10 protein-coding genes and 1 pseudogene are annotated in these 12500 nt (G+C 69.5%); 7 read left to right on the forward strand and 4 right to left on the reverse strand.

Annotation, left to right across the window (positions count from 1 at the left end; all coding sequences use genetic code 11):
• The first annotated feature begins 58 nt into the window (after positions 1-58).
• Positions 59-817, forward strand: coding sequence for a response regulator transcription factor (locus ACHMXE_RS17840; protein WP_395350396.1), 759 nt, complete (start codon positions 59-61; stop codon positions 815-817).
• Positions 818-937: 120 nt separating this feature from the next.
• Here ACHMXE_RS17840 and ACHMXE_RS17845 read toward each other — a convergent pair whose 3' ends face one another.
• Together ACHMXE_RS17845 and metG are read right to left on the reverse strand one after the other, a co-directional pair.
• Positions 938-1156 carry a hypothetical protein gene (locus ACHMXE_RS17845; RefSeq protein ID WP_395350397.1) on the reverse strand — a complete coding sequence of 73 codons (219 nt, stop codon included), beginning with the start codon at positions 1154-1156 and terminating at the stop codon, positions 938-940.
• A gap of 29 nt (positions 1157-1185) precedes the next feature.
• Positions 1186-3281 (reverse strand): annotated as a pseudogene (gene metG, locus ACHMXE_RS17850) (methionine--tRNA ligase).
• A 264-nt stretch (positions 3282-3545) separates the two neighbouring features.
• Here metG and ACHMXE_RS17855 point away from each other — a divergent pair.
• From ACHMXE_RS17855 to ACHMXE_RS17865, 3 genes are read left to right on the forward strand one after another with little or no spacing between them, the layout of a single operon-like run.
• Positions 3546-4577 carry an isocitrate/isopropylmalate dehydrogenase family protein gene (locus tag ACHMXE_RS17855; RefSeq protein ID WP_093340921.1) on the forward strand — a complete coding sequence of 344 codons (1032 nt, stop codon included), beginning with the start codon at positions 3546-3548 and terminating at the stop codon, positions 4575-4577.
• Positions 4578-4603: 26 nt separating this feature from the next.
• Positions 4604-5332 (forward strand): phosphodiester glycosidase family protein, encoded by a 729-nt coding sequence (locus tag ACHMXE_RS17860; protein WP_395350398.1) that lies wholly within the window; start codon positions 4604-4606, stop codon positions 5330-5332.
• A 31-nt stretch (positions 5333-5363) separates the two neighbouring features.
• Positions 5364-6044, forward strand: a complete 681-nt coding sequence (locus ACHMXE_RS17865; RefSeq protein WP_296792017.1) for a YceH family protein — start codon at positions 5364-5366, stop codon at positions 6042-6044.
• Between the two features lie 11 nt (positions 6045-6055).
• Here the strand turns inward: ACHMXE_RS17865 and ACHMXE_RS17870 are convergent, their stop codons facing one another.
• Positions 6056-7273 (reverse strand): patatin-like phospholipase family protein, encoded by a 1218-nt coding sequence (locus ACHMXE_RS17870; protein ID WP_395350399.1) that lies wholly within the window; start codon positions 7271-7273, stop codon positions 6056-6058.
• A gap of 76 nt (positions 7274-7349) precedes the next feature.
• On the opposite strand from ACHMXE_RS17870, the gene apbC reads away from it, so the two are divergent.
• From apbC to ACHMXE_RS17885, 3 genes are all read left to right on the forward strand, one after another.
• The gene (apbC, locus tag ACHMXE_RS17875; protein ID WP_203202590.1) at positions 7350-8441 is read left to right on the forward strand and encodes an iron-sulfur cluster carrier protein ApbC; all 1092 of its coding nucleotides are present in this window, start codon (positions 7350-7352) and stop codon (positions 8439-8441) included.
• 342 nt (positions 8442-8783) lie between these two features.
• Positions 8784-9731: a LysR family transcriptional regulator gene (locus tag ACHMXE_RS17880; RefSeq protein WP_395350400.1), complete on the forward strand. Its 948-nt coding sequence runs from the start codon at positions 8784-8786 to the stop codon at positions 9729-9731.
• A gap of 148 nt (positions 9732-9879) precedes the next feature.
• Positions 9880-11571, forward strand: a complete 1692-nt coding sequence (locus tag ACHMXE_RS17885; protein WP_395350401.1) for an OFA family MFS transporter — start codon at positions 9880-9882, stop codon at positions 11569-11571.
• Positions 11572-11649: 78 nt separating this feature from the next.
• On the opposite strand, the gene ACHMXE_RS17890 is transcribed toward ACHMXE_RS17885, so the two are convergent.
• Positions 11650-12492: an IclR family transcriptional regulator gene (locus ACHMXE_RS17890; RefSeq protein WP_395350403.1), complete on the reverse strand. Its 843-nt coding sequence runs from the start codon at positions 12490-12492 to the stop codon at positions 11650-11652.
• Between the last annotated feature and the right edge of the window lie 8 nt (positions 12493-12500).

Consider the following 12500-nt stretch of genomic DNA (forward strand, 5'->3'; position numbering starts at 1 on the left):
GAACGATGCGGGAATCTCCGCGCCCCAGGCGCACGAGGCACGCCTAAGATCGCGCCGCATGGCGCAGCAGGCTTTTCCGTCGGTGTCGGGCGTTCCCGCCGAACAGCTCGGTGCGATGCTGCTCGGCCTCTATCCGCTGGCCGCCGAGCCCGAGCGGCTGGGCGCGGGCGCGCTGCTCGACTGGCTGGCGCGCCACATCGCCTTCGACGGCGCCTGGTTCGGCCGCTCGCTGTTCGAGTCCGGCACCCTGCGGCCGCAGGGCGGCCACACGCGCGGCCTGGCACCCGATTTCGTGAACGACTGGTGCCGCGTGCGGCACATCGATCCCGTGGTGCCGGCCGCCATGGCGCAGCCCGGCCATGGCGTCGCGCTGGCCGCGCACGAGCTGCCGCCCGTGGCCTCGATGCGCGCCTTCGCGGCCGACCATGGCATCGGCCAGGCGCTCAGCGTGATCGTGCCCGCGCCCGGTTCGCCGTGGTGGATGCACCTGTCGCTCTACAGCCGCGAGGCGGCCGGCCTCGGGGCGCGCGCGCAGGCGCTGGTCGAGCTGCTGATGCCGCACCTGGTGCTGGTGCAGGGGCTGGGATTGCACGAGGCGCCGATGCCGGCGCCGGCCGCCCTCATGCTGCTGAGCCGCCGCGAGGCCGAGGTGGCGCGGCTGTTCGCGCAGGGGCAGAGCTACAAGATGGTGGCGCGCACGCTCGGCAGCTCGCCGGCCACGGTGCGCCATCACCTGCGGCAGGTCTATGCCAAGCTGGGCGTGACGAGCAAGGTGCAGATGGCGCGGCTGGTGGGCGCGCCCGTGGCATCTGCCTGATATTCAATCGCGGGCGGTCGCAAAAATCCGTTCACGCTGAGCCTGTCGAAGCGCCGCGCGAGGCTTCGACAGGCTCAGCCCGAACGGTTCTTTTCGATCGACCCGTACGAAAGGCGGCGCCTACTTGTCGCTGTCGGGAATCACCGCATCGGCCGCCGCGCCCACCGCCTTGCCGGTGATGCGCGCGGTGCCGATCGCCGCGTCGGCCGCGAGGCCCACGGCGCCCGCGGTCACGCTGACCGCGGTACTCGCGACCGAGACCACCGCGCAGCCGCCGAGCGCGGCCAGCAGCGCCGCCGCGAGGGTGGCGCGAAAGAACATCGGCAGCGGTGTCGTCATGGTGGGACCTCTTCGGGAGAACGCGGGATTCAGCGCACGCGCATGCCGGGCGTGGCACCGGGCCAGGGCTCGAGCACGTGGATGCCCGGCTGGGCCTTCTCGTCGGCGTGGCTGGCGGCGAGCACCATGCCTTCGCTGATGCCGAACTTCATCTTGCGCGGCGCGAGGTTCGCGACCAGCACCGTGAGCTTGCCCACGAGCTGCTCGGGCTGATAGGCCGAGGCGATGCCGCTGAACACGTTGCGGGTCTTGCCTTCGCCGGCATCGAGCGTGAGGCGCAGCAGCTTGGTCGAGCCCTCGACCTTCTCGCAGGCCACGATCTTCGCGATGCGCAGGTCGATCTTCACGAAGTCGTCGATGCCGATGGTGGGCGCGATGGCCTCGCCGCCGGGCAGCGCATCCGCCGCGGGTTCGGCGGCGGGGGCGGCCACCGGCTCGGGCGCGTCGAACAGCTGGTCGACCACCTTGGCGTCGGCACGCTGCATCAGGTGCTTGTACTCGCCGATCGCATGGCCCGCGGGCAGCGCCTGCGCGGCATCGGTCCAGGCGAGCGGCGCGATCTTCAGGAAGGCCTCGACATTCGCGGCCAGCGCCGGCAGCACCGGCTTGAGGTACAGCGTGAGCAGGCGGAAGGCCTCGATGCAGACCGTGCACACGTCGTGCAGCCGCGCCTCGGCGCCTTCCTTCTTGGCCAGTTCCCAGGGCTTGTTCTGGTCGACGTACTCGTTGACCTTGTCGGCCAGCGCCATCACCTCGCGCAGCGCGCGCGCATAGTCGCGGCCGTCGTAGAGCGCATGGACCTCGCCGGCTGCCTCGCGCAGCGCGAACAGCAGCGCGTCGCCATCGGCCGACACTGCGCCCAGCTTGCCGCCGAAGCGCTTGCCGATGAAGCCGGCCGCGCGGCTCGCGATGTTGATGTACTTGCCCACCAGGTCGCTGTTGACGCGCGCGACGAAGTCCTCGGGGTTGAAATCGATGTCCTCGTTGCGGCCGTTGAGCTTGGCCGCGATGTAGTAGCGCAGCCATTCGGCATTGAGGCCCAGCGACAGGTACCTGAGCGGGTCGATGCCGGTGCCGCGGCTCTTGCTCATCTTCTCGCCGCTGACCGTCAGGTGGCCGTGCACGTAGACCGCGTCGGGCGCCTTGCGGCCGCTGAAGTGCAGCATCGCGGGCCAGAACAGCGTGTGGAAGGTGATGATGTCCTTGCCGATGAAGTGCACCTGCTCGAGCTCGGGATCGGCCATGTACTCGGTGTACGAGATGCCGTCGCCGCCCAGTTCGATGCAGCGCTTGTCGAGCAGGTTCTTGAGCGAGGCCAGGTAGCCCACGGGCGCGTCGAGCCAGACGTAGAAGTACTTGCCCGGCGCATCGGGGATCTCGATGCCGAAGTAGGGCGCGTCGCGGCTGATGTCCCAGTCGCCGAGGCCGCCCTTGCCCTCGTCGTCCTTGTAGAGCCACTCGCGGATCTTGTTCTGCACCTCGGGCTGCACGTGGCCGGGCGCGGCGGTCCATTCCTTGAGGTAGGCCTCGCAGCGCGGGTCCGACAGCTTGAAGAAGAAGTGCTCGGAGCTGCGCAGCTCGGGCTTGGCGCCCGACAGCGCCGAGTAGGGGTTGATCAGCTCGGTGGGCGCGTAGACCGCGCCGCAGACCTCGCAGTTGTCGCCGTACTGGTCCTTCGAGTGGCAGTTCGGGCACTCGCCCTTGATGAAGCGGTCGGCCAGGAACATGCCCTTCTCGGGGTCGTAGAACTGTTCGACGCTCTTGGTGCTGATCAGGCCGTTGGCGCGCAGGTCGCGGTAGATGTCCTGCGCCAGCTGGTGGTTCTGGGGCCGTCGGTCGAGTGCCAGTTGTCGAAGGCGATGTGGTAGCCGTCGAGGTACTGCTTGCGGCCCGCGGCGATCTCGGCCACGAAGGCCTGCGGCGTCACGCCGGCCTTGTCGGCCGCGATGGTGATCGCCGCGCCGTGCGCGTCGTCGGCGCAGACGAAGTTGACGTCGGCACCATTCATTCGCTGGTTCCGCACCCAGATGTCGGCCTGGATGTACTCCATCATGTGGCCGATGTGGAACTTGCCGTTGGCATACGGCAGGGCGGTGGTGACGAAGAGCTTGCGCGGGGCGGACATCGGGGGAGGCGCTTTCGGAGTTGCGGGAGCGTCGGAAGCGACGCAGCGGGAGAACCGGGCATTTTAGGTGGCGCCGCGTTCCGGCGGGTTCGATGGCAGCATCGACCCCATGCCGCACCCCGCCGGGTGCCGGGTGACCGGCCCGCGAATGACCTTCGCGGCGCCGGGCCTCGTCAAGGCGATGCCATGGGCCCGGCGTTATTCTTCGGCCTCCGCGCGCCCCGGCGGCCGCGACTCCCCATTCCTCGACCAAGGGCGCCCCTCATGACCACCCCCATTCCCGCAACCCTGATCCCCGGCGACGGCATCGGCCCCGAGATCGTCGACGCCACGCTGGCCGCGCTCGACGCGCTGAAGGCGCCCTTCGAATGGGACCGCCAGATCGCCGGCCTGGGCGGCGTCAAGGCCTCGGGCGACCCGCTGCCGGCGGCCACGCTCGACAGCATCCGCCGCACGCGGCTCGCGCTCAAGGGCCCGCTCGAGACGCCCTCGGGCGGCGGCTACCGCTCGTCGAACGTGCGGCTGCGCGAGGAGTTCGAGCTCTACGCCAACCTGCGCCCGGCGCGCACCATCATTCCGGGCGGGCGCTTCGACAAGATCGACCTGATGGTGGTGCGCGAGAACCTCGAGGGCCTGTACATCGGCCACGAGCACTACGTGCCGATCGACGGCGACCCGCATGCCGTGGCCATGGCCACCGGCATCAACACGCGCCAGGGCAGCCGCCGCATCCTCGAGTACGCGTTCCAGACCGCCGTGGCGACCGGCCGCAAGAAGGTCACGATCGTGCACAAGGCCAACATCATGAAGGCGCTCACGGGCATCTTCCTCGAGACCGGCCTCGACCTCTACGAGAAGAAGTACAAGGGCCAGTTCGAGCTCGACACGGTCATCATCGACGCCTGCGCGATGAAGCTGGTGCTCAACCCCTGGCAGTTCGACATGCTGGTCACCACCAACCTGTTCGGCGACATCCTGTCGGACCTGGTGGCGGGCCTGGTCGGCGGCCTGGGCATGGCGCCCGGCGCCAACATCGGCACCAACGCCGCGATCTTCGAGGCGGTGCACGGCTCGGCGCCCGACATCGCGGGCAAGGGCATCGCGAACCCGATCGCGCTGATGCTCGCGGCCGCGCTGATGCTCGATCACTGCAAGCTGCCCGAGCTCGCCACGCGCCTGCGCCAGGCCATCGACGACACGCTCAACATCGACCAGGTGCGCACCGGCGACCTGGGCGGCAGCGCCGGCACCGAGGCCTTCACCAAGGCGCTGGTGGCGCGCATCCAGAACGCCTGAGGCACGCCGCACCGGCGACGATCCCGATGCCCAGGCGCCTGCTGTGGCTGTCGATGCTGGTGGCGGGGCTCGTGCTGGGCCTGGCCGCGTCGGCGCGCGCCGAGCCGGCGCGCTACACGGTGGTGCGCATCGACCTGCGCAAGGACCGGCTCTCGCTGTTCCTCAACGACGACAGCGGCATCGCCTTCAAGCGCTTCGACCGGCTGCAGGCCTGGCTGGCCGAGCGCGGGCGCCGGCTCGACTTCGCGGTGAATGCCGGCATGTACCACGCCGACTTCGCGCCCGTGGGCCTCTTGGTGCGCGAGGGCCGCGAGGAGTCGCCGCTCAACCTCGAGGCCGGCACCGGCAACTTCTTCCTCCAGCCGAACGGCGTGTTCCTGGTCTCGGACGAGGGGCCGCGCGTGATCGAGTCGTCGGAGTACCCGGCGCTCGCGCCGCGGCTGCGCGGGCTGTCGATCGCCACCCAGTCGGGCCCGCTGCTGCTGCGCCACGGCGCGGTGCACCGCTCGTTCATCGTCGACTCGCCCTCGCGCAAGATCCGCAACGGCGTCGGCGTGTCGGGCCACACGGCGATCTTCGTGCTCAGCGAGACGCCCGTGAACGTCCATGAGTTCGCGCTCTACTTCCGCGACGTGCTGCACTGCCGCGACGCGCTCTATCTCGACGGCACCGTCTCGGCCCTGCATTCGACCGCGCTGGGGCGCAGCGACTTCGTGCGCGAGCTGGGGCCCATACTCGCGGTCGTTTCGCCCTGAATCCCGTCCCCCTTCGTTTTCCTGCCGAGCCATGACCACTGCGCTGCCCGTCCTGTCCCTAGTCGAAACCCGCGTCCTCGGCGTGCTGGCCGAAAAGCAGCGCACCGTGCCCGACAGCTATCCGCTGACGCTCAACGCGCTGGTGTCGGGCTGCAACCAGAAGACCAGCCGCAACCCGGTGCTCGAGCTCAGCGAGTCGCAGGTGCAGGCCGCGATCGACAGCCTCAAGGGCTACAGCCTGGTGGCCGAGACCAGCGGCGGCCGCGCTTGGCGCTACGAGCACAACATCGACCGCGTGCTGCGCATTCCCTCGCAGTCGGTGATCCTGCTCACGGTGCTGATGCTGCGCGGCCCGCAGACCGCGGGCGAGCTGCGCATCGCCTGCGACCGCATGCACAACTTCGCAGACATCTCCTCGGTCGAGGGCTTCCTCGACGAACTGTCCGAGCGTTCGGCCGGCGCACTGGTGGTGAAGCTCGCACGCCTGCCCGGCGCGCGCGAGAGCCGCTGGGCGCACCTGCTGAGCGGCACGCCGGCCGAGGAGCCCGCGCCCGCGGGCGGCTACGAGGCGCCGCGCGCCGCGCACGATGTCTCGCTGGGCGAGGTGGCGGCGCTCAAGGCCAACGTGGCGCGGCTCGAGGCCGAGGTGGCGCAGCTCAAGGCGCTGCTCGGTCGGGTGTGCTCGGAGCTCGGGATTTCCGAGGAGGGCTGAGCGGTCGGCGCTCAGGCGGCCATCGATTCGGGCTGCCTCGTCTCCTCCCAGCCGAAGAAGCGCAGCACCTCCTCGCGCTGCCGCATCGCATCGGCATGCCCGAGTGCCATCAGCTCGCGCGTGTAGCCCGACTCGAACAGCAGGTAGCTCGCGAGCGCGCCACCCTTGACGTCGGCCGCGACCTGCGAGCCGCCGAGCAGGTGGCGCACGGCGCCGGGCAGGGCGTCGACGTGGCGCGCGGCGATCACGTCGAGGCGTTCCGAGGGTGAGATCACCAGCAGGTCGATCGGGCGCAGCGCGCTCGCGGCGCGCGCCTCCTCGGGGATCAGGCCCAGCGTGTGGTTGATGCGGCGCAGGCGCTCGATGTCGACCGCGAGCGCGTCGAGGAAGATGCTCGACAGCGCATGGCCCGCGATCTGCGCCATGGTCGGATAGCCGCTGTGGGTGTTGGGCGCGGGGGCCTCGCGCGGCTCGTGCATGCGGCCCGCGCCGATGACCACGATGCGCTCAGCGCCCAGGTGGATGGCCGCGGCGATCGGTGCCGACTGGCGCATCGAGCCGTCGCCGAAGTACTCGGTGTGGCCCTCCATCGGCAGCGCCGTGGCCGGAAAGACGAAGGGGATCGCGGCCGAGGCCAGCAGGTGGGCGTGCGAGATGCGGCAGCCCACCGACAGCCGCTGCGAACGCACCCAGGGCGCCATCGGCGTGCCCGATTCGAAGAAGGTGACGTGCTCGCCCGAGCTGTAGCTCGAGGCCGTGACCGCCAGCGCCCGCAGGTGGCCCTGCTGCATCAGCTTCGGCAGGCGGTCCAGCGGCACCATGCGCTCGAGCATCTCCGACAGCGGCGTGTTGTCGAGCAGCGAGCGCGGCTTCACGCGCATCCAGTTGGCCGCGAAACGCCCCAGGCCCAGCAGCATGCGCCAGCGCGCGCCGCTGCCGATGACCGAGAGCGAGTCGGCGCGGTAGACCTGGCCGGCGCGAAACTCGCCCCAGAACTGCGCGATGTGGGCCACCACGGCATCGAAGTCGTCGGCGCCGCAGGCCAGCACGGCCGCGTTGATGGCGCCGGCCGAGGTGCCGGTGATGACCGGGAAGGGGTTGCCGCCACCGGCGGCGCCGGCCGCGCGCCGGATCTCGGCGATGGCCTGCAGCACCCCCACCTGGTAGGCGGCGCGAGCGCCGCCGCCGGTGAGCAGCAGGCCGGTCGTCGCGGGGCTTGTCTCTGGCATTTTTCGGTTATTCGAGGCGTTGGAGGTCGCCCCGGGTGGGGCGCACTAGACTACCCGCCTTCCAGGAGTTAGATCAATGGCCATCACCCCCGAGGCGATCTCGAACGCCCTCCAGAGCGTCTCAGACCCCAACACCGGCAAGGACTTCGTGTCCACCCGCGCGCTCAAGAACCTGCAAATATCGGAGGGCGACGTGTCCTTCGACATCGAGCTCGGCTATCCCGCGAAGAGCCAGCATGCGGCGCTTCGCAAGGCGCTGGTGGCCGCCGCCAAGACGGTGCCGGGCGTGGACAACGTGTCGGTCAACATCACGACCAAGGTCATCAGCCACGCGGTGCAGCGCGGCGTGCAGCTGATGCCCAACGTGAAGAACATCGTGGCCGTGGCCTCGGGCAAGGGCGGCGTGGGCAAGAGCACCACCGCGGCCAACCTGGCGCTGGCGCTGGCGGCCGAGGGCGCGCGCGTGGGCCTGCTCGACGCCGACATCTACGGCCCGAGCCAGCCGATGATGATGGGCATCGAGGGCCGCCCCGAGAGCGTCGACAACAAGACCATGGAGCCGCTGGAGAACCACGGCGTGCAGGTGATGTCGATCGGCTTCCTGGTCGACGCCGACCAGGCCATGATCTGGCGCGGCCCGATGGCCACGCAGGCACTCGAGCAGCTGCTGCGCCAGACCAACTGGAAGGACCTCGACTACCTGATCGTCGACATGCCCCCGGGCACCGGCGACATCCAGCTCACGCTGAGCCAGCGCGTGCCGATGACCGGCGCGGTGATCGTGACCACGCCGCAGGACATCGCGCTGCTCGACGCGAAGAAGGGCATCAAGATGTTCGAGAAGGTCGGCGTGCCGATCCTCGGCCTGGTCGAGAACATGGCGGTGCACGTGTGCTCGAACTGCGGCCACGTCGAACACATCTTCGGTACCGATGGCGGCAAGAAGCTGGCCGAACAGGACGGCATGGCCTACCTGGGCGCGCTGCCCTTGTCGATCGACATCCGGCTGCAGGCCGACAGCGGCAAGCCCACGGTGGTGGCCGATCCCGAGGGCGAGATCGCGGGGCTCTACCGTGCCGTGGCGCTGCAGGTGGCGGTGGGCATTGCCGAGAAGGCCAAGGATTTCTCGGCGAAGTTTCCGACGATCACGGTGAGCAAGAGTACCTAGGATGGGTTTCGGGGGCTTGGTGGGTCGTGCTTCTTTTCGGTGGAGCTACGTGCGGGAGCGGGCTCACGCCGACGGGGTACTCCCCTCCGCGAATGTCCCCCGGCCTGCGGCCTCCTCCTTTATTTCGCTGCGGGGAGTACCCCATCGACGTGAGCCTGGGGCAGGTCGGTTGAACCGGCCGGCACAACGACTGCGCCTACGTGCACAGGGCAGTGGGTGCTTCCCGCAGCGAAATAAAGGAGGAGCCGAAGGCGGGGGACATTCGCGGAGGGAAGTACCCGCTGTCCTGTGCACGCGCCCCGAACGCTGCACCCGATTCCCCCACCCAGCAAGGACAGCGAGATGAACCTACTCGCCTCCATGCGCTACCTCGTAGCCCTCAGCGAACACAAGCATTTCGGCCGCGCCGCCGCCGCCTGCCACATCACCCAGCCCGCGCTGTCCAACGCCCTGCGCGCACTCGAGTCCGAATTCGGCGTCGTCATCGTCAAGCGCGCCCGCGTCTATGTCGGCCTCACGCACGAGGGCGAACGCGTGCTCGCCACCGCACAACGCATGCTGCGCGACAACGAAGTGCTGCTGCAGGAATTGCGCAGCGAGGCCGGAGAACCGCGCGGCAGCCTGCGCATGGCGGCCGTGCCCACGGCGATACCCATGCTCTCGCGCTTCGCGGCCATGCTGCACCAGCGCCATCCGGGCATCGTGCCCGGCGTCATCTCCATGAGTTCGCAGGAGCTCGAGACCGGCCTCGAGAGCCTCTCAGTCGATCTTGCGCTCGGCTACACCGAACGCATGCACATGCCCGGCATCAAGCTCACCGCCTGGCCGCAGAGCATCGAGCATTACTTTCTTTTGCGCCGCGCCGCCGTGCCCTCCGACGACCAACTGCGCATTGGCAAGCCCCTGGCCTGGTCCGAGGCCGCGACGCTGCCACTTTGCCTGCTCACGCCCGACATGCACAACCGCGCCATCGTCGACCAGGCGCTGCGCGAGGCCGTCGGCACCGTCGTGGCGCCGGCCATCGAGACCAACTCCGTGCTCGCCCTCGTGCTGGCCGTCATCGCCGGCAAGGTCAGCAGCGTGCTGCCCGGCGCCATGGTGGCCGCCGTGCGCAGCTACCGCGAGCTCGAGGCCCTGCCGCTGGTGGCGCCCGAGATCCTCACCCCCATCGGCTTCATGACCCAGGACGGCGTGCGGGCCTCGCGCGCCCTCGAGGCCGCGCTGGCCTTCCTGCAGACGCCCGAGTGGCTCGCCCAGGCCGCGCTGCACAGCGGCACGCTGGGCGAGTAGCGCGGATGGCGCGGATGGCCGTCGCCATTTAGTTCTTGAATCGGCCCATGCGCCGATCGAATTGACGGCGCGGGGCTGCCCCGACCACACTCCGCCGCCGGAAATTTTCAACAGTCCGTTTTCCCAGATCCGGCAATTTAGGAGTGATATGGCAGGTTCATCTGCAGGCGTTCTCGAGGGAGATCGCATCCAGGGCTCGGGCGCCGCGCCCGGCTTCCTCGACAAGGAACGCATCATCGCCGGCCCCGGCTACAACCGCTGGCTGGTCCCGCCTGCAGCATTGGCCATCCACCTGTGCATCGGCATGGCCTATGGCTTCTCGGTGTTCTGGCTGCCGCTGTCGAAGGCGCTCGCCACCGCCGGCACCGGCGCCCAGGCCTGCGCGCGCGAGATGAGCTTCTTCGCCGAGCTGTTCGCCACCAACTGCGATTGGCGCGTCGCCACGCTGGGCTGGATGTACACCCTGTTCTTCGTCTTCCTCGGCTGCTCGGCGGCCCTGTGGGGCGGCTGGCTCGAACGCGCGGGCCCGCGCAAGGCCGGCGTGGTGTCGGCCCTGTGCTGGTGCGGCGGCATGCTGCTGTCGGCGCTGGGCATCCACCTGCACCAGTTCTGGCTCATGATCCTCGGCTCGGGCGTCATCGGCGGCATCGGGCTGGGCCTGGGCTATATCTCGCCGGTCAGCACGCTGATCAAGTGGTTCCCCGACCGCCGCGGCATGGCCACCGGCATGGCCATCATGGGCTTCGGCGGCGGCGCGATGATCGGCTCGCCGCTCGCGGTCGACCTCATGAAGCGCTTCTCCAACGCCCACGACGTCGGCGTGATGCAGACCTTCGTCGTGATGGCGATCGGCTACTTCGTCTTCATGATGGCTGGCGCGCTCGGCTACCGCGTGCCGCCCACGGGCTGGAAGCCGGCCGGCTGGACGCCGCCGCCCGCGCAGACCAGCAACGCCATGATCACGCAGCGCCACGTGCACGTGAAGAAGGTCTGGGGCATTCCGCAGTTCTGGCTCGTGTGGCTCGTGCTGTGCATGAACGTGAGCGCCGGCATCGGCGTGATCGGCATCTCCTCGCCGATGCTGCAGGAAGTGTTCGGCGGCGCGCTGATCGACCTGCCGGGCAAGTTCGGCGAACTCGACAAGACCCAGCTCGCGGCCATCGCGGTCGTGGCCGGCGGCTTCACCGCGCTGCTGTCGCTGTTCAACATCGGCGGGCGCTTCGTCTGGGCCAGCCTGTCCGACAAGCTCGGCCGCAAGCTCACCTACACCGTGTTCTTCGTGCTCGGCGCGGTCCTCTACGCGAGCATTCCCTCGTCGGCGGGCGCGGGCAGCAAGCTGCTGTTCGTGGGTGCCTGCTGCATCATCGTCTCGATGTACGGCGGCGGCTTCTCCACGGTGCCGGCCTACCTGGCCGACCTGTTCGGCACCCAGTTCGTGGGCGCCATCCATGGCCGCCTGCTGACGGCCTGGGCCACGGCCGGCATCCTCGGCCCGGTGGTCGTGAACTACATGCGCGAGTACCAGCTCGGCCTGGGCCTGCCGCGCGAGCAGGTCTACAACCAGACCATGTACATCCTCGTGGGCATGCTGGTGATCGGCTTCATCGCCAACCTGCTGGTGCGCCCGGTGGCCGACAAGCATTTCATGAGCGATGCCGAACTCGCCATCGAGAAGAAGCTCGCGCACGAGAAGGCCGCGGCCTCCGAAGTGGGCGAGGGCTCGGGCCGTGCCGACACGGTGAGCCCCGCGGTCGTGGTGCTGGCCTGGGCGGCGGTGGGCATTCCGCTGGCCTGGGGCGTCTACAAGACGCTGATCAGCGCGGCCAAGTTCTTCCACTGAGTTCCACCGAGCGCCACCGGCGCGACACCGCGAGCGCCCGCGGGCCGGCGCCCGGCGCCCGGAATCCCCGCGGCGCTCCTAGGCGCCGGCGCTCATCTCTTCCGCGAACACGCGCTTCCACTCCTCGATCGTCGATTCGGTGACCACCGAGGCGTGGGCGGCAATGCTGAGTGCGAGGTGCGGCGTGCTGCCCGCGCTCGGCACCGCGGTGCCCATGCCGAAGCCGTCCTTCACCACGGTTCCCTGGCTCAAGGCGAAGCCGGTCTTGCGCGCCAAGCGCACGGCACTGCGCACGCTCTGCGGATTCAGGCGCGGGTAGGGCTTGAGGCCGGGGGCGATCAGGTCGATGACCTGCTCGCCATGTTCCTTGTCCAGCGCCGCAAGCAATGCGGTGGCGCCGGCGCCCACGCCCAGCAGGCGCCGCTGGCCAACCTCCACCGGAACAAAGCGCATGAGCGCCTGGCTGTCCGCCTTGGCGAGACAGACCGCCTCGACACCGCTGCGACGCATCAGGTACGCGGTGGCGCCCGTTCGACGCGAGATGGCCGTCAGCACGGGCCGCCAGTGCGCCACCTCGAGCGTGCTGGCGGACGGCGCGAGGCTCAGCTCGTGGACGAGCTCGCCCAGGCGATAGCGCTTGTCCCGCCCGGGCGAGCTCGCAAGCCGTTCCTCGATCAGGCAGCGCAGGATGCGGTGCGCGGTGGAGCGGGCCAGGCCGCAATCGGCCGCCACCTCCGCCAGCGTCACGCCCTCGGCGCCGGCTTTGCCAAGGGCGCGCAGCACCCCGGCGGCCCGGCGTATCGCCTGCGTGCCGCTGCGAGGATCCGAGTCGGGAGAAGTGCCCATGATGTGGAACAGCGGTTGCCGTGATTTCCCTTGCCGGTAGGCGAAGGGCTGGATGTCATCGAGCGCATGCGCCAAATTCGATG

This window comes from Variovorax sp. UC122_21 (genome assembly GCF_044056785.1).
GTDB lineage: Bacteria > Pseudomonadota > Gammaproteobacteria > Burkholderiales > Burkholderiaceae_C > Variovorax.